Genomic DNA, 16,522 nt, shown 5'->3' on the forward strand with positions numbered 1-16,522 from the left:
CAGTCAGAACGGGACGGTCAGCCGGAACCCCTTGTGGGTTCCAGGAGCGTCGCGCACCGTTCGAAAGGTGTCGCGGGCAGCCCACCACCACTCGTCGCACGACGGGACCGGTCGGTGGGCCACTCGCGTGCTGCACGTATGTGCCCAGACCAGGGGAGCGGCTGCCCACCAGGTCCTCGCGGATCCGGCGGGTTTCCCCGGCTGCGGATTGCGACCTCCCATAACTCTGACGAGCCGAACACCAAGAGATGAGAGATCGTGGCGAACCAGTCCCGCCCCAAGGTCAAGAAGTCGCGTGCCCTCGGCATCGCGCTGACCCCGAAGGCCGTCAAGTACTTCGAGGCCCGTCCCTACCCCCCGGGTGAGCACGGCCGTGGCCGCAAGCAGAACTCGGACTACAAGGTCCGTCTGCTCGAGAAGCAGCGTCTGCGTGCGCAGTACGACGTGTCCGAGCGTCAGCTCGTCCGCGCCTACGAGCGTGCCTCCAAGGTTCAGGGCAAGACCGGCGAGGCCCTGATCATCGAGCTCGAGCGTCGTCTCGACGCGCTGGTCCTGCGTTCGGGCATCGCCCGCACGATCTACCAGGCCCGCCAGATGGTCGTCCACGGCCACATCGAGGTCAACGGTCAGAAGGTCGACAAGCCGTCCTTCCGCGTCCGTCCCGACGACGTCGTGATGGTCCGCGAGCGCAGCCGCGAGAAGACCCTCTTCTCGATCGCCCGTGAGGGCGGCTTCGCCCCCGAGGGCGAGACCCCGCGCTACCTCCAGGTGAACCTCAAGGCCCTGGCGTTCCGCCTGGACCGCGAGCCGAACCGCAAGGAGATCCCGGTGATCTGCGACGAGCAGCTCGTCGTCGAGTACTACGCCCGCTGATCACCGGCAGGCCGTAATACCCGCACCACTTCAGCCCGCCGTCTCCCCACCCTTGCGGGTGGGCGGGGCGGCGGGCTGCTGCGTGTCCAGGCTCACCCCGGTGCGCCGCACGGCGTCCCGCGGCGCCGGCAGCCCGTCGAGCGGACGTCCGCGGCCCAGCGCCTGGGACACCGCAGCCTGGCGCCCGAGCGCCCGGCCCTGTCGTACGCACTCCTCGTACCGTTCGTCGCCCAGCCGCTCCCGGACCGTCGCCTCGCACAGCTCGTGCGGGGCGTTGTAGTAGGCCGAGCCGAACAGGGGCAGGCCCACCGACGGCCACAGCGAGGCCGCCGCGCCCTGGAGCACGGCGGCCTCCACCGCGTCGCCCTGCGCCACCGTGACCAGGGCGAGGAGCTCGATGGACAGCACCGAGCCCAACAGGTCGTGGAAGGTGTGCGCGCAGGTCAGACAGTCGGTCAGCAGCTCACGCGCGCGTGCCGCGTCCCCCTCGCTCCAGGCCGCGTACGCCAGCACGTACAGCGCGTACGACCGCGCCCACCGCTCGCCGTGGTCCTCGCACACCCGGCGCACGTCCTCGCACAGCTTCACCGCGTCCGGCAGATCGCCCAGGAAGGCGCGGGCCATCGCCAGCTCGACCTGGGCCATCAGCACGTTGCTGTTGAGCTCGCCGATCTCCTGATACCGGTCAAGCGACGAGCGCAGCAGCCCCTCTGCGCGGGGCATGTCGTCCGAGACGAGCGCCAGACAGCCGGTGCGGTGCTCGGCGTAGGCCACCGCCGTCGGGTTCGCGGACCGCTCCGCCTCCTCCCGGCACTCCCGCAGCGCCGTCAGGGCGGCCACGGTGTCGCCCTGGAGGATCGCCACATAGCCGAGGACCCACAGGGCCTTCAGGCGGGTGTGCTCATGGCCCGGCTCCAGTTCGACGCTGCGCTCCAGCCAGTGCCGTCCCTCCGAGAGCCGGCCGCAGCCGACCCAGCAGAACCAGAGGGAGCCCGCGAGATGCCGGGCCAGCTCCGCCCCGTCCGGCTCGGTCAGGCAGTACTCCAGGGCGCAGCGCAGATTCGGCAGCTCGGCCTCGATCCGCGCGGCCACCTCGTTCTGGCGCGGCGAGAACCAGTCGAGCTCGCACCAGGTGGCCAGGCCCACGTACCAGTCGCGGTGCCGCCTGCGCAGCCGTACCGCGTCGCCCGTCGCCTCCAGCCACTCGGCGCCGTACGCCCGGACCGTGTCCAGCATCCGGTAGCGCACGCCGCTCGCGGTCTCCTCGCGGGCCACCACCGACTGGGCCAGCAGCGCGGACAGGACGTCGAGGACGTCGTCGGAGTGCAGACCGCCGCCGCTGCACACGTACTCCGCGGCCTCCAGGTCGAACTGCCCCGCGAACACCGACAGCCGTGACCACAGCAACCGCTCCTCGGGCGTGCACAGTTCGTGGCTCCAGCCGATCGCCGTGCGCAGCGTCCGATGGCGGGGCAGGGTGTCCCGGCCACCGCCCGTCAGCAGCCGGAACCGGTCGTCGAGCCGCTCCAGCAACTGCCCCAGGGACAGCGCCCCCAGTCGGCCCGCGGCCAGCTCGATCGCCAGCGGGATGCCGTCCAGACGTCGGCACAGCTCCCGTACCCGCGGGTCGTCAGCGGCCGCTACCGTCTGCGACCCGGCCCGCTCCGCGAACAGTTCCACGGCCTCGTCCTCGTCCAGGGGGCCCAGCGCGAAGACCCGCTCGCCCGCGACGGCCAGCGGCCGTCGCCCCACGGCGAGGACGGCCAGACCCGGCACCCGCCCCAGCAGGTCGACGACCAGGGCCGCGCACGCCTCCACCAGGTGCTCGAAACCGTCGAGGACCAGCAGGAGTTCACGCCCGGCGAGGTGGGCCAGGAGCGTCTCGCGCGGGGGCCGCGCGGTGTGGTCCGTCAGCCCCAGCGCCTCCACGACGGCGTAGTCGACGAACTCCGGATCGCGTACGGCGGCCAGTTCGACGCGCCACACCCCGTCGGGCGGCGCGCACCGGCCACCCGCCACCCGCGCCGCGAGCCGGGACTTGCCGATACCGCCGGGGCCCGTCACCGTCACCAGCCGTGAGGTGTCGAGCACCCGTGTCAGCCGCGGGAGTTCCGCGCGCCGGCCCACGAAGCCGTCGAGCTCCAGCGGAAGATTGCCGTTCACCTCGGTGCCGTCGGGCCGATGACTGCGCATGGGACACGGAGCGTACTCAAGCGTATGCACTCCGTACAATCGTCATGGGCAACTCGGGTGCGGGCACGGGGTAATCCGGTGCGGACCGCCGTCCCCGGCGCGATAGGCTCGGCGGAGACTTTTTCCATAGACAGCACGTATTCAGGGAGCGGGTGCACACAGTGTCCGGTGGAGAGGTTGCCGGCATCCTGGTGGCCGTCTTCTGGGCGATCCTGGTCTCCTTCCTCGCCGTCGCGCTGGCGAGGCTGGCCCAGACGCTCAAGGCGACCACCAAGCTCGTGGCGGACGTGACCGACCAGGCCGTCCCGCTGCTGGCCGACGCCTCCACCGCGGTGCGCTCCGCGCAGACGCAGATCGAGCGGGTCGACGCGATCGCCTCGGACGTCCAGGAGGTCACGTCCAACGCCTCCGCGCTGTCCACCACCGTCGCCTCCACCTTCGGCGGCCCCCTGGTCAAGGTCGCGGCCTTCGGCTACGGCGTGCGCCGCGCGATCAGCGGCCGCAAGGACGACGTGCCCGCCCGGGAGCCCCGGCGTACCGTGATCGTGGGCCGCACGGTCTCTGGGCGGGGCAAGCGAAACCTCCGCGGAAAGAGGGACTGAGAGCCAGCATGTTCCGCCGTACCTTCTGGTTCAGCACGGGCGTCGCCGCCGGTGTGTGGGCCACCACCAAGGTCAACCGCAAGCTGAAACAGCTCACCCCCGAGAACCTCGCCGTCACCGCGGCGAACAAGGCGATCGAGACGGGCCACCGCATCAAGGACCGCGCGGTGGGCTTCGCGCTCGACGTCCGGGACAACATGGCCCAGCGGGAGGAGGAGCTGGGGGAGGCCCTGGGCATCAACAGCGACCCCGAGCTCCCCGCGCCCCGGCGGTACACCGCCATCGAGAACCGCACCAACCCGAAGTCCGTCGACAGCGACAGGACGACGTACTCGTACAACCGGAATGAGGACCACTGATGGAGTCGGCCGAGATTCGCCGCCGCTGGCTGAGCTTCTACGAGGAGCGCGGTCACACCGTCGTCCCTTCGGCGTCGCTCATCGCGGACGACCCGACTCTGCTCCTGGTCCCCGCCGGCATGGTCCCCTTCAAGCCGTACTTCCTCGGTGAGGTCAAGCCGCCATGGGCGCGCGCCACCAGCGTGCAGAAGTGCGTGCGCACCCCCGACATCGAAGAGGTCGGCAAGACCACCCGCCACGGCACCTTCTTCCAGATGTGCGGCAACTTCTCCTTCGGCGACTACTTCAAGGAAGGCGCCATCAAGTACGCCTGGGAGCTGCTCACCACGCCCCAGGACAAGGGTGGTTACGGCCTGGAGCCGGAGAAGCTCTGGATCACCGTCTACAAGGACGACGACGAGGCCGAGCGCATCTGGCACGAGGTCGTCGGGGTGCCGAAGGAGCGCATCCAGCGCCTCGGCATGAAGGACAACTACTGGTCCATGGGCGTCCCCGGACCCTGCGGACCGTGTTCCGAGATCAACTACGACCGCGGCCCCGAGTTCGGCGTCGAGGGCGGCCCCGCCGTCAACGACGAGCGGTACGTGGAGATCTGGAACCTCGTCTTCATGCAGTACGAGCGCGGCGAGGGCATCGGCAAGGACAACTTCGAGATCCTCGGCGAGCTCCCCAGCAAGAACATCGACACCGGCCTCGGACTCGAGCGCCTGGCGATGATCCTGCAGGGCGTGCAGAACATGTACGAGATCGACACCTCCATGGCCGTCATCAAGAAGGCCACCGAGCTGACCGGTGTCGCGTACGGCGACGCCCACGACTCGGACGTCTCCCTGCGCGTGGTCACCGACCACATGCGGACGTCCGTGATGCTCATCGGCGACGGTGTCACCCCCGGCAACGAGGGCCGCGGTTACGTCCTGCGCCGCATCATGCGCCGCGCCATCCGCAACATGCGCCTGCTCGGTGCCACCGGTCCGGTCGTGCTGGACCTGATCGACACCGTGATCGCCATGATGGGCCAGCAGTACCCGGAGCTCGTCACCGACCGCGAGCGCATCGAGAAGGTCGCCGTCGCCGAGGAGAACGCCTTCCTGAAGGCCCTCAAGGGCGGCACGAACATCCTCGACACCGCCGTCACCGAGACCAAGGCCGCCGGTGGCACGGTCCTCGCCGGCGACAAGGCGTTCCTGCTCCACGACACCTGGGGCTTCCCGATCGACCTCACCCTAGAGATGGCCGCCGAGCAGGGGCTGTCCGTGGACGAGGACGGCTTCCGCCGCCTGATGAAGGAGCAGCGGGAGCGCGCCAAGGCCGACGCCCAGGCCAAGAAGACCGGGCACGCCGGCGCCGGTGCCTACCGTGAGATCGCCGACAGGACCGGCGAGACGGAGTTCATCGGTTACAGCGACACCGAGGGCGAGTCCACGATCGTCGGCATCCTCGTCGACGGCGCCTCCTCCCCGGCCGCCACCGAGGGCGACGAGGTCGAGATCGTCCTGGACCGCACGCCCTTCTACGCCGAGGGCGGCGGCCAGATCGGCGACACCGGTCGGATCAAGGTCGACTCCGGTGCCGTCATCGAGATCCGCGACTGCCAGAAGCCGGTCCCGGGCGTGTACGTCCACAAGGGCGTCGTGCAGTTCGGCGAGGTGACCGTCGGGGCCAAGGCGCACGCCTCCATCGACAGTCGCCGGCGTACCGCCATCGCCCGCGCCCACTCGGCCACCCACCTCACCCACCAGGCGCTGCGGGACGCGCTCGGCCCGACGGCCGCCCAGGCCGGTTCCGAGAACCAGCCCGGCCGCTTCCGCTTCGACTTCGGTTCCCCGTCCGCCGTTCCCACGGCCGTGATGACCGATGTCGAGCAGAAGATCAACGAGGTGCTCGCCCGGGACCTCGACGTCCGCGCCGACGTCATGGGCATCGACGAGGCCAAGAAGCAGGGTGCCATCGCCGAGTTCGGCGAGAAGTACGGCGAGCGCGTCCGGGTCGTGACCATCGGCGACTTCTCCAAGGAGCTGTGCGGCGGCACGCACGTGCACAACACCTCGCAGCTCGGCCTGGTCAAGCTGCTCGGCGAGTCGTCCATCGGTTCCGGGGTGCGCCGTATCGAGGCGCTCGTCGGTGTGGACGCGTACAACTTCCTCGCCCGTGAGCACACGGTCGTCGCCCAGCTCCAGGAGCTGATCAAGGGCCGTCCGGAGGAGCTCCCGGAGAAGGTCTCCGCCATGCTCGGCAAGCTGAAGGACGCCGAGAAGGAGATCGAGAAGTTCCGCGCGGAGAAGGTGCTCCAGGCCGCCGCCGGTCTCGCCGAGTCCGCCAAGGACGTCCGCGGGATCGCCGTCGTCACCGGGCAGGTCCCGGACGGCACCACCGCAGACGACCTGCGCAAGCTCGTCCTCGACGTGCGGGGCCGCATCCAGGGCGGCCGGGCCGTCGTCGTCGCCCTCTTCACGGTCAACAACGGCAAGCCGCTGACCGTCATCGCCACCAACGAGGCCGCCCGTGAGCGCGGTCTCAGGGCCGGTGACCTGGTCCGCACCGCCGCCAAGACCCTCGGCGGCGGCGGTGGCGGCAAGCCGGACGTCGCCCAGGGCGGTGGCCAGAACGCGGCCGCGATCGGTGAGGCCGTGGACGCCGTGGAGCGCGCGGTCGGGGAGACGGCCAAGTAATGCGCAGAGGCCGCAGGCTTGCGATCGACGTCGGGGACGCCCGTATCGGGGTCGCCTCGTGCGACCCCGACGGGATCCTCGCCACCCCGGTGGAGACGGTCCCGGGCCGGGACGTCCCGGCGGCCCAGCGCCGGCTGAAGCAGCTGGTCGAGGAGTACGAACCGATCGAGGTCGTCGTCGGTCTCCCTCGCTCCCTCAAGGGAGGCGAGGGCCCGGCCGCCGTGAAGGTCCGCGGCTTCGTCCAGGAGCTCGCCCGGGGGATCGCGCCCGTGCCGGTCAGGCTGGTCGACGAGCGGATGACGACCGTCACGGCCAGCCAGGGACTGCGCGCATCCGGAGTGAAATCCAAAAAGGGCAGATCGGTCATCGACCAGGCAGCGGCCGTGATCATTCTCCAGCAGGCCCTGGAATCCGAACGGGTGTCAGGTAAAGCACCCGGCGAGGGCGTCGAAGTGGTCATCTGATCGCGATACGGTAACGTTCCGCGCGATGCGGCGACATTCGAACAGTCACCGCACAGAAAGAGGCGGAACCGGTAGCCGGATCGTGGAAGCAGGAGACCGCCGCCTCGCGGCTCTAGGGGATCGATGACTGAGTATGGCCGGGGCGAAGGCTCCGAACCGTGGCATCCGGAGGACCCGTTGTACGGGGATGACGGATGGGGTGGACAGCAGGCCCACGCGGGCCAGCAGTCCCCCTACGGCGGCCAGCCGCAGCACTACCCGCAGCAGCCGCAGCAGACGCAGTACGACAACGGCGGCTGGGCCGACGGCCAGCAGGCCGCCTATGGCCAGGGGCAGCAGCAGTACCCGCAGCACGACGGCCAGTACGACCAGCACCAGCAGTACAACCACCAGTACGACCAGCAGCAGTACGGTCAGCAGCAGTACGACCAGCAGACCTACCAGGACCAGTCGCAGCAGTCGTACGACCACAACGGCTGGGCGAGCGGCACCCAGGCGCAGGTCCCGTACCCCGCCGACCCGTCGGACCCCTACGGCCAGCAGGCCGCCGCGTACGGCGCCGAGCAGCAGGACCAGTACGGTGGCCCGGACGCCTACCCGCCGCCGGAGCCGCCGAGCCGCCGACAGGCCGAACCGGAGCAGCGGACCGACTGGGACCCGGGGCCCGACCAGGGCGAACACGCCTTCTTCGCGGGCGGTGACGCCGACCAGGACGACTCGGACGACCCGCAGGGCGGCCGCGGCGACCGGCGCGGACGCGGCGGCAAAGGGACCAAGAAGCGCAAGAGCGGCTGCGCCTGTCTGGTGGTCCTGCTGGTGTTCGGCGGCGGCACCGGAGTCGCCGGGTACTTCGGGTACCAGTTCTACCAAAATCGTTTCGGCGCGGCTCCGGACTTCGCCGGGGACGGCACGAGCGAGAAGGTCACCGTCCAGGTCCCCAAGGGCGCGGGCGGGTATGCGATCGGGCGGCTGCTCAAGGACGCGGGTGTCGTCAAGAGCGTCGACGCCTTCGTGTCCGCCCAGGAGCAGAACCCCAAGGGGAAGGCGATCCAGGCGGGCGCTTATATCCTCAAGAAGGAGATGTCCGCCGCGAGCGCCGTCGCGATGATGCTCGACCCGACGAGCCAGAACAACGTGCTCGTGAAGCCGGGTCAGCGGAACATCGATGTCTACAAGGCGATCGACGAGAAACTCGATCTTGCGTCCGGTACGACCAAAAAGGTCGCCGAGCAGAAATACAAGAGTCTCGGACTGCCGAGCTGGGCGAACGACAACGAGGACATCAAGGACCCGCTGGAGGGCTTCCTCTATCCGACCACCTATCCCGCGGCGAAGGGCATGAAGCCCGAGACGGTGCTGAAGGACATGGTCACCCAGGCCGCCCAGGTGTACGGCAAGTACGACCTGGAGGCGAAGGCCAAGGCCCTCCAGCTGGACAGTCCGCTGCAGGTCATCACGGTCGCGAGCCTCGTCCAGGCGGAGGGGAAGACCGAGGACGACTACCGCAAGATGGCGGAAGTGGTCTACAACCGCCTCAATCTCGCGAACCCCGAGACCTACGGTCTGCTCCAGTTCGACTCGACCTTCAATTACCTGAAGAACGAGAGCAACATCCACATCGGTGAATCGGAGATCAAGAGCAACAAGGACCCGTACAACACGTACACGAACAAGGGTCTGCCGCCCGGCCCGATCGACAATCCGGGCGATGTCGCGCTGAAGGCGGCGCTGAATCCGACCGATCAGGGCTGGTACTACTTCGTCGCGACCGACGGTGTGAAGACCACCGAATTCGCCAAGACGCACGCCGAATTCCTGAGGCTCAAGGACAAGTTCGATGCAAGCACGGGCAACTGACGCCCGCCGGGCCGCCGTCCTCGGCAAGCCCATCGCCCACTCCCTCTCGCCGGTCCTGCACCGCGCCGCCTACGAGGAGCTGGGGCTCACGGGCTGGTCGTACGACCGGTTCGAGCTCGACGAGGCCGCACTGCCCGGATTCGTCGAGAAGCTCGGGCCGGAGTGGGCCGGGCTGTCGGTGACCATGCCGCTCAAGCGGGCGGTCATCCCGCTGCTCGACGGGATCAGCGACACGGCCGCCTCGGTGGAGGCGGTCAACACGGTGGTGTTCGCCGAGGACGGCCGTCGCCTCGGCGACAACACCGACATCCCGGGGATGGTCGCCGCCCTCCGCGAGCGCGGCATCGAGCAGGTGGACTCGGCCGCGATCCTGGGCGCCGGTGCCACCGCCTCCTCCGCGCTCGCCGCGCTCGCCCGGATCTGCACCGGCGAGGTCGTCGCCTATGTGCGCAGCGAGGCCCGGGCCGCCGAGATGCGGCAGTGGGGCGAGCGCCTCGAGGTCGAGGTCCGCACCGCCGACTGGGCGGACGCTGCCGAGGCCCTGCGCGCCCCGCTCGTCATCGCGACCACGCCCGCCGGGGCGACGGACGCCCTCGCCCACGCCGTACCGGAGCGCCCCGCCGCCCTCTTCGACGTGCTCTACGACCCCTGGCCGACCGAGCTGGCGGCCCGCTGGTCGATGATCGGCGGAGCCGTGGTCAGCGGCCTCGATCTGCTGGTGCACCAGGCGGTGCTCCAGGTCGAGCAGATGACGGGCCTGACGCCCGCGCCCGTGGAGGCCATGCGCACCGCGGGCGAGCGCGCGCTGACGGCCCGCTGAGGTCCTGCGGCACAGCAGGACACAGGGCGCGTGTGAGCGGGCGGCGACGTTTACCGACGGGGGTCCACGTCCGTCTGCTGGACCGGTGACCGGCTGTCCCCGTCGAACGTGGGAGGATCGGAGGTGGCGGGCCGGGGCCGCGCACCTGGTCGCGCCGTTGCCGTACGCGAGGACGCGCGTAAGCAGGGCAGTACCAGGGCGCGAGCACTGAGGAGCACCGTTGAGCAGGTTGCGCTGGCTGACCGCGGGGGAGTCCCACGGTCCCGCACTCGTCGCGACGCTGGAGGGTCTTCCCGCCGGCGTGCCCATCACCACGGAGATGGTGGCGGACCACCTGGCGAGGCGTCGGCTGGGCTATGGCCGCGGTGCCCGGATGAAGTTCGAGCAGGACGAGGTCACCTTCCTCGGCGGTGTCCGGCACGGGCTGTCCCTCGGATCCCCGGTCGCGATCATGGTGGGCAACACCGAGTGGCCGAAGTGGGAGCAGGTCATGTCGGCCGACCCCATCGACCCGGAGATCCTCGCCGGTCTCGCGCGCAACGCCCCGCTGACCCGCCCGCGCCCCGGCCACGCCGACCTCGCGGGCATGCAGAAGTACGGCTTCGACGAGGCCCGGCCGATCCTGGAGCGGGCCTCCGCGCGGGAGACGGCGGCCCGGGTGGCGCTGGGCGCGGTGGCCCGGTCGTACCTGAAGGAGACGGCCGGCATCGAGATCGTGAGCCATGTCGTCGAGCTGTGCTCGGTGAAGGCCCCGCAGGGCGTCTACCCGACCCCGGCCGACGTCGAGAAGCTGGACGCCGACCCGCTGCGCTGCCTGGACGCGGACACCTCGAAGGCGATGGTGGCCGAGGTCGACCAGGCCCACAAGGACGGCGACACCCTCGGTGGCGTGGTCGAGATCCTGGCCTACGGAGTGCCCGTGGGCCTCGGCTCCCACGTGCACTGGGACCGCAAGCTGGACGCCCGCCTCGCGGGTGCCCTGATGGGCATCCAGGCGATCAAGGGTGTCGAGCTCGGTGACGGTTTCGAGCTGGCGCGGGTGCCCGGGTCCAAGGCGCACGACGAGATCGTGAACACCCCCGAGGGCATCCGGCGCGTCTCCGGCCGCTCCGGTGGCACCGAGGGCGGCCTGAGCACGGGTGAGCTGCTGCGGGTGCGGGCCGCGATGAAGCCGATCGCGACCGTGCCGCGGGCCCTGCAGACCGTCGACGTGACCACCGGCGAGGCCGCGCAGGCCCACCACCAGCGCTCCGACGTGTCCGCGGTCCCGGCCGCCGGCATCGTCGCCGAGGCCATGGTCGCGCTCGTGCTGGCGGACGCGGTGGCCGAGAAGTTCGGCGGCGACAGCGTGCCCGAGACCCGCCGCAACGTGCAGTCGTACCTCGACAACCTGGCCATCCGATGAGCCCTGTGGTCGTCCTCGTCGGCCCGATGGGCGTGGGCAAGTCCACCGTCGGGCGGCTGCTGGCCGAGCGGCTCTCGGTGGGCTACCGGGACACCGACGACGACATCGTCGCCGAGCAGGGCCGTGCGATCGCGGAGATCTTCGTCGACGAGGGCGAGCCGGCCTTCCGGGCGATCGAGAAGGCCGCCGTGCGGCGGGCGCTCGCCGAGCACGACGGCGTCCTCGCGCTCGGCGGCGGCTCGATCCTCGACGAGGGCACCCGCGCCCTGCTGGCCGGACAGCGGGTGCTGTACCTGTCGATGGACGTCGAGGAGGCGGTCAAGCGCACCGGCCTGAACGCCGCTCGTCCACTGCTCGCCGTCAACCCGCGCAAGCAGTGGCGCGAGTTGATGGAGGCGCGCCGCCACCTGTACGAGTCGATCGCCACGGCGGTCGTCGCCACCGACGGCCGCACCCCCGAAGAAGTCACCGAAATCGCGCTGGACGCACTGGAGTTGAAGGAAGCATGAGCGAGGCTGTGACGCGCATCCAGGTCGGCGGCACCGCGGGCAGCGAGCCCTACGAGGTCCTGGTGGGACGTCAACTCCTGGGTGAACTGGGCGCGTTGGTGGGGGAGAAGACCCAGCGGGTGGCCGTCATCCACCCCGAGGCGCTCGCCGACACCGGAGAGGCGCTGCGTGCCGACCTCGCCGAGCAGGGTTACGAGGCCGTCGCCATTCAGGTGCCGAACGCGGAGGAGGCCAAGACCGCCGAGGTCGCCGCCTACTGCTGGAAGGCGCTCGGCCAGTCCGGCTTCACCCGCTCCGACGTCGTGGTCGGCGTGGGTGGCGGCGCGACCACCGACCTGGCCGGGTTCGTGGCCGCGACCTGGCTGCGCGGGGTGCGCTGGATCGCCATCCCGACCACCGTGCTCGCCATGGTCGACGCGGCCGTCGGCGGCAAGACCGGCATCAACACCGCCGAGGGCAAGAACCTCGTCGGCGCCTTCCACCCGCCCGCCGGAGTCCTGTGCGACCTGGCCGCCCTGGACTCCCTGCCGGTCAACGACTACGTCTCCGGGCTCGCCGAGATCATCAAGGCCGGCTTCATCGCCGACCCGGTGATCCTGGAGCTCATCGAGTCCGACCCCGAGGCCGCGCGCACCCCGGCGGGCCCGCACACCTCCGAGCTCATCGAGCGCTCGATCCGGGTCAAGGCCGAGGTGGTCTCCTCCGACCTCAAGGAATCGGGCCTCAGGGAGATCCTCAACTACGGCCACACGCTCGCCCATGCCATCGAGAAGAACGAGCGGTACAAGTGGCGGCACGGCGCCGCCGTCGCCGTGGGCATGCACTTCGCCGCCGAACTGGGCCGTCTGGCGGGCCGGTTGGACGACGCGACGGCCGACCGCCACCGCACCGTGCTGGAATCGGTGGGCCTGCCGCTGCACTACCGCTACGACCAGTGGCCCAAGTTGCTGGAGACCATGAAGGTCGACAAGAAGTCCCGCGGCAACCTGCTGCGGTTCATCGTCCTCGACGGACTGGGCAAGCCCACCGTTCTGGAGGGCCCGGACGCGGCCGTGCTGCTCGCCGCTTACGGCGAGGTCGGCCAGTAAGTCCGGCGACGGGCGTTCCGCCTGATTCGCCTTGCGCCAGGGGCACTTCGGGGCGCCCCCGGTCGTTTCACCAAACGTGGACCGGGGGCGGTACCGTTCGATGGCGAACGGGGTATGCACCACCCCGTAACCAGCGCCGATCAGCCTGACGCGAGTGAGCCGGAGGGGCGCGTCGGAGACGAGAGGACGAGCGGGCGGAGGCCTTCGGGCCGCGCCCGGTCGAGCTCCCGGCACCGACGCGAGCCCCGGGGCGAGCGAGCCGAAAAAGACGAGACGGAGTGGCACCGGATGCAGCACGCAGTGGGTTCTCCGCTGCCGCCGCCCCACCAGCCGGGGCACGGACCGGCCGCCGGCTGGTCGTCGGCCGCACACCACCCGGGACCGCATCACCCAGGTGCGCACCAGGGCTCCGCCCCGGTGCCCCCACCGCCGTCGGCACCGGGCTTCTCCCCGGCCCCGGTACCGCCGACGCCACCGCACTCGCAGGTGCCGCCGGCGCCGCAGCACTCCCCGGTCCCGCCCGCGCCACAGCACGCACCGGGGCCGGTACCCGACACCACCGGCCATGTGCCGCTGCCGCCCGGCGCCCCCGTGGGCGCCCCGGGCACTCCGCCCGTCGCCGCGCCCGACCCCGCGGGCACGACCCTCGCGGTGCTGCTCATCGGACCGGCCGGCGCCGGAAAGACGAGCGTCGCGAAGTACTGGGCCGACCACCGCCGGGTCCCCACCGCCCACATCAGCCTCGACGACGTACGCGAGTGGGTGCGCTCGGGTTTCGCCGACCCGCAGTCCGGCTGGAACGACCACTCCGAGGCGCAGTACCGGCTCGCCCGCCGCACCTGCGGCTTCGCCGCCCGCAACTTCCTCGCCAACGGCATCTCCTGCATCCTCGACGACGCGGTCTTCCCGGACCGGCCCGTGGTCGGCCTCGGCGGCTGGAAGCGGCACGTGGGCCCCGGGCTGCTGCCGGTGGTCCTGCTGCCGGGCCTGGAGATCGTCCTGGAGCGCAACGCCGAGCGCTCCGGCAACCGCCGCCTGACGGACGATGAGGTGGCACGCATCCACGGCCGGATGGCCGGCTGGTACGGCTCGGGTCTGCCGATCATCGACAACTCCCAGATGGACGTACCGCAGACGGCGAGGGTCCTGGACGACGTACTGGCACGCTCCATCGCGAGCCCGCCGAGCTGGTAGCGCCCCTGAGGGGCGCGGGGATCTGCGCGATCCCCCCAAGCACCCGCCGACGACAAGCGACCCTCCCCACTCGGACTCTCTCAAAAAGCGACATACCGGCAAAACTTCTACGCTCAACTCATGTCAGAGGTGTACGCCACCCGAAGAGCCCGCCTACGCGACCGCTGCCAGGCCGGCGGCAGCCAGGCCGCGCTGATCTCCCGCCCGGCCAACGTCCGCTACCTCGCGGGTGCCGCCCCGCAGGGCAGCGTGCTGCTGCTCGGCAGGACCGACGATGTGCTGGTGTGCGCCGGCCCTCCGGACGACCGCCCAGGCCTCGGCCGCCCCGACGAGGCCCTGCGACAGCACCATCTTTCCGGCGCCGGGGGTGACCCCGCCGTTGCCGCTGCCGACGTCGCCACCGGTCAGGGCGTGGACTCGCTCGCCGTGGAGGAACAGCACCTCACGGTCGCCCGGTACCGGGCGATCCGCTCGGTCGTCCCGCGGCTGCGCCTCGCCGACCTCGGTGGCGCGGTCGAACAGCACCGTGTCATCAAGGACGAGGAGGAGATCTCCTGCCTGCGCATCGGCGCCGAGATCGCCGACCAGGCGCTGGGCGAGCTCCTGGAGTCCATCCTCGTGGGCCGCACCGAGCGGCACCTCGCCCTCGAACTGGAGCGCCGCCTCGTCGACCACGGCGCCGACGGCCCGGCCTTCGCCACGTCCGTCGGCACCGGCCCGAACTCCGGCCGCCCCGCCCACCGGCCCACCGATCGCCGGGTCGAGGAAGGCGACTTCCTCTCCGTCTGCCTGGGCGCGAGCTACCGCGGCTACCGCTGTGAGATCGGCCGTACCTTCGTCATCGGTACGTCCCCCGCCGACTGGCAGATCGAGCTCTACGACCTCGTCTTCGCCGCTCAGCGCGCCGGACGGGAGTCGCTGGCACCCGGCGCCGCCTACCGTGACGTGGACCGTGCGGCACGCCAGGTACTGGAGTCCGCGGGCCATCACGAGGGGCTCCCGAGCCTCACCGGACACGGTGTGGGACTCGAAATCGACGAGGACCCGCAGTTGGCCCCCGCGGCCATGGGTAAACTGGACGCTTGCGTGCCGGTCACCGTCGAACCGGGGGTCCACCTCCCGGGACGGGGCGGCGTCCGGATCGATGACACGCTCGTCGTACGCCCCGAGGCGGACGGCGGACCCGAGCTACTCACCATCACGACCAAGGAGCTGCTCGCACTATAGGCAACGTGCGTGCGCCGGGGTCGTCCACGTCAGTCCAGGAGATTCCGCAACCGTGGCTTCCACGAACGACCTCAAGAACGGCCTGGTGCTCAAGCTCGAAGGCGGCCAGCTCTGGTCCGTCGTCGAGTTCCAGCACGTCAAGCCCGGCAAGGGCCCCGCTTTCGTGCGCACCAAGCTCAAGAACGTGCTGTCCGGCAAGGTCGTCGACAAGACGTTCAACGCCGGCGTCAAGGTCGAGACGGCCACTGTCGACAAGCGCGACATGCAGTTCTCGTACATGGACGGCGAGTACTTCGTCTTCATGGACATGGAGACCTACGACCAGCTCATGGTCGACCGCAAGGCCGTCGGCGACGCCGCCAACTTCCTGATCGAGGGCTTCACGGCCACCGTCGCGCAGCACGAGGGCGAAGTGCTCTTCGTCGAGCTGCCGGCCGCCGTCGAGCTCGTCGTCCAGGAGACCGAGCCGGGCCTGCAGGGCGACCGCTCCACCGGCGGCACGAAGCCCGCCACCCTGGAGACGGGTCACCAGATCCAGGTCCCGCTCTTCATCACCACCGGTGAGAAGATCAAGGTCGACACCCGCACCAGCGACTACCTCGGCCGGGTGAACAGCTAACCGTGGCTGCCCGCAACACGGCCCGCAAGCGCGCCTTCCAGATTCTCTTCGAGGGCGACCAGCGCGGCGCCGACGTCCTGACGGTCCTGGCGGACTGGATCCGGCTGTCCCGGGAAGACACCCGGCAGCCGCCGGTGAGCGAGTACACGATGCAGCTCGTCGAGGGCTACGCGGAACACGCGAAGCGCATCGACGAGCTGATAGCGCAGTACGCGGTCGGCTGGACGCTGGACCGGATGCCGGTCGTCGACCGCAACATCCTGCGTCTGGGTGCCTACGAGCTGATCTGGGCCGACGAGACGCCGGACGCGGTGGTGCTCGACGAGATGGTGCAGCTGGCCAAGGAGTTCTCCACGGACGAGTCGCCCTCGTTCGTGAACGGCCTGCTGGGCCGGCTCAAGGAGCTGAAGCCGTCCCTGCGCCGGGACGAGGCGTAGGCCGAGGCGCTTACACGCGTATCGCCTGAGGGCCCGCAGCACGACCGCTGCGGGCCCTCAGGCGTTGCCGGACGTAAGAGGTCCACGAGGGCCGCAGAAAGCCGCCGGCCCTCGGCCACCATGCGGCGGGCCAGCGCGGTGGCGGGCACCCTGCGGTAGTTGAAGCCGACCATCGCCAACTGACCGCGCCCGAAGGCCTCCTC

At 70.5% G+C, this 16,522-nt stretch carries 15 protein-coding genes; 14 read left to right on the forward strand and 1 reads right to left on the reverse strand.

Features of this window, described 5'->3' with window-relative positions:
• Nucleotides 1-258 precede the first annotated feature (258 nt).
• Nucleotides 259-873: a 30S ribosomal protein S4 gene (gene rpsD / locus ABZ098_RS42870; protein WP_015661793.1), complete on the forward strand. Its 615-nt coding sequence runs from the start codon at nucleotides 259-261 to the stop codon at nucleotides 871-873.
• A gap of 30 nt (nucleotides 874-903) precedes the next feature.
• On the opposite strand, the gene ABZ098_RS42875 is transcribed toward rpsD, so the two are convergent.
• Nucleotides 904-3,066, reverse strand: a complete 2,163-nt coding sequence (locus ABZ098_RS42875; RefSeq protein ID WP_356600127.1) for an AAA family ATPase — start codon at nucleotides 3,064-3,066, stop codon at nucleotides 904-906.
• A 152-nt stretch (nucleotides 3,067-3,218) separates the two neighbouring features.
• Here ABZ098_RS42875 and ABZ098_RS42880 point away from each other — a divergent pair, with 152 nt between their 5' ends.
• The 13 genes from ABZ098_RS42880 to nusB all read left to right on the forward strand — a co-directional run bounded on the left by ABZ098_RS42880 (nucleotide 3,219) and on the right by nusB (nucleotide 16,319).
• Nucleotides 3,219-3,668: a DUF948 domain-containing protein gene (locus ABZ098_RS42880; protein WP_356600129.1), complete on the forward strand. Its 450-nt coding sequence runs from the start codon at nucleotides 3,219-3,221 to the stop codon at nucleotides 3,666-3,668.
• Nucleotides 3,669-3,676: 8 nt separating this feature from the next.
• Entirely contained in the window at nucleotides 3,677-4,027 is a 351-nt protein-coding gene (locus ABZ098_RS42885) for a hypothetical protein (protein WP_356600131.1), read from the forward strand.
• The gene (gene alaS, locus ABZ098_RS42890) at nucleotides 4,027-6,699 is read left to right on the forward strand and encodes an alanine--tRNA ligase (protein WP_356600133.1); all 2,673 of its coding nucleotides are present in this window, start codon (nucleotides 4,027-4,029) and stop codon (nucleotides 6,697-6,699) included. Before ABZ098_RS42885 ends, alaS begins: the two co-directional genes overlap by 1 nt.
• Complete coding sequence (gene ruvX, locus ABZ098_RS42895) at nucleotides 6,699-7,163, forward strand: Holliday junction resolvase RuvX (RefSeq protein ID WP_031056400.1); 465 nt, start codon at nucleotides 6,699-6,701, stop codon at nucleotides 7,161-7,163. The genes alaS and ruvX overlap by 1 nt, the downstream gene beginning before the upstream one ends.
• A 123-nt stretch (nucleotides 7,164-7,286) precedes the next feature.
• Nucleotides 7,287-9,020: an endolytic transglycosylase MltG gene (gene mltG / locus ABZ098_RS42900; protein WP_356600135.1), complete on the forward strand. Its 1,734-nt coding sequence runs from the start codon at nucleotides 7,287-7,289 to the stop codon at nucleotides 9,018-9,020.
• Entirely contained in the window at nucleotides 9,001-9,840 is an 840-nt protein-coding gene (locus ABZ098_RS42905; protein ID WP_356600137.1) for a shikimate dehydrogenase, read from the forward strand. The genes mltG and ABZ098_RS42905 overlap by 20 nt, the downstream gene beginning before the upstream one ends.
• 220 nt (nucleotides 9,841-10,060) lie before the next feature.
• On the forward strand, nucleotides 10,061-11,245 hold the full coding sequence (gene aroC / locus ABZ098_RS42910) for a chorismate synthase (protein WP_356600139.1): 1,185 nt from the start codon (nucleotides 10,061-10,063) through the stop codon (nucleotides 11,243-11,245).
• Nucleotides 11,242-11,754 carry a shikimate kinase gene (locus tag ABZ098_RS42915; protein ID WP_356600141.1) on the forward strand — a complete coding sequence of 171 codons (513 nt, stop codon included), beginning with the start codon at nucleotides 11,242-11,244 and terminating at the stop codon, nucleotides 11,752-11,754. Before aroC ends, ABZ098_RS42915 begins: the two co-directional genes overlap by 4 nt.
• A complete protein-coding gene (aroB, locus tag ABZ098_RS42920; protein ID WP_356600143.1) occupies nucleotides 11,751-12,842 on the forward strand; it encodes a 3-dehydroquinate synthase in 1,092 nt (363 codons plus the stop codon). The genes ABZ098_RS42915 and aroB overlap by 4 nt, the downstream gene beginning before the upstream one ends.
• Before the next feature lie 288 nt (nucleotides 12,843-13,130).
• Complete coding sequence (locus ABZ098_RS42925; protein ID WP_356600145.1) at nucleotides 13,131-14,036, forward strand: Pro-rich N-terminal domain-containing protein; 906 nt, start codon at nucleotides 13,131-13,133, stop codon at nucleotides 14,034-14,036.
• A 120-nt stretch (nucleotides 14,037-14,156) separates the two neighbouring features.
• Nucleotides 14,157-15,263, forward strand: coding sequence for an aminopeptidase P family protein (locus ABZ098_RS42930; RefSeq protein WP_356600147.1), 1,107 nt, complete (start codon nucleotides 14,157-14,159; stop codon nucleotides 15,261-15,263).
• Between the two features lie 52 nt (nucleotides 15,264-15,315).
• Nucleotides 15,316-15,882 carry an elongation factor P gene (gene efp, locus ABZ098_RS42935; RefSeq protein WP_020117452.1) on the forward strand — a complete coding sequence of 189 codons (567 nt, stop codon included), beginning with the start codon at nucleotides 15,316-15,318 and terminating at the stop codon, nucleotides 15,880-15,882.
• 2 nt (nucleotides 15,883-15,884) lie between these two features.
• A complete protein-coding gene (gene nusB / locus ABZ098_RS42940; protein ID WP_356600149.1) occupies nucleotides 15,885-16,319 on the forward strand; it encodes a transcription antitermination factor NusB in 435 nt (144 codons plus the stop codon).
• The last annotated feature ends 203 nt before the right edge of the window (nucleotides 16,320-16,522 follow it).

The organism is Streptomyces sp. NPDC006335 (assembly GCF_040612795.1).
Taxonomy (GTDB): Bacteria; Actinomycetota; Actinomycetes; order Streptomycetales; family Streptomycetaceae; genus Streptomyces.

Excerpts from the sequence above, each read along its gene's own strand:
- ABZ098_RS42875 (WP_356600127.1), bottom strand. The coding sequence starts at position 3,066 with ATGCGCAGTCATCGGCCCGACGGCACCGAGGTGAACGGCAATCTTCCG.
- ABZ098_RS42885 (WP_356600131.1), top strand. The coding sequence starts at position 3,677 with ATGTTCCGCCGTACCTTCTGGTTCAGCACGGGCGTCGCCGCCGGTGTG.
- alaS (WP_356600133.1), top strand. The coding sequence starts at position 4,027 with ATGGAGTCGGCCGAGATTCGCCGCCGCTGGCTGAGCTTCTACGAGGAG.
- ruvX (WP_031056400.1), top strand. The coding sequence starts at position 6,699 with ATGCGCAGAGGCCGCAGGCTTGCGATCGACGTCGGGGACGCCCGTATC.
- mltG (WP_356600135.1), top strand. The coding sequence starts at position 7,287 with ATGACTGAGTATGGCCGGGGCGAAGGCTCCGAACCGTGGCATCCGGAG.
- ABZ098_RS42905 (WP_356600137.1), top strand. The coding sequence starts at position 9,001 with ATGCAAGCACGGGCAACTGACGCCCGCCGGGCCGCCGTCCTCGGCAAG.
- ABZ098_RS42915 (WP_356600141.1), top strand. The coding sequence starts at position 11,242 with ATGAGCCCTGTGGTCGTCCTCGTCGGCCCGATGGGCGTGGGCAAGTCC.
- aroB (WP_356600143.1), top strand. The coding sequence starts at position 11,751 with ATGAGCGAGGCTGTGACGCGCATCCAGGTCGGCGGCACCGCGGGCAGC.
- ABZ098_RS42925 (WP_356600145.1), top strand. The coding sequence starts at position 13,131 with ATGCAGCACGCAGTGGGTTCTCCGCTGCCGCCGCCCCACCAGCCGGGG.
- ABZ098_RS42930 (WP_356600147.1), top strand. The coding sequence starts at position 14,157 with ATGTCAGAGGTGTACGCCACCCGAAGAGCCCGCCTACGCGACCGCTGC.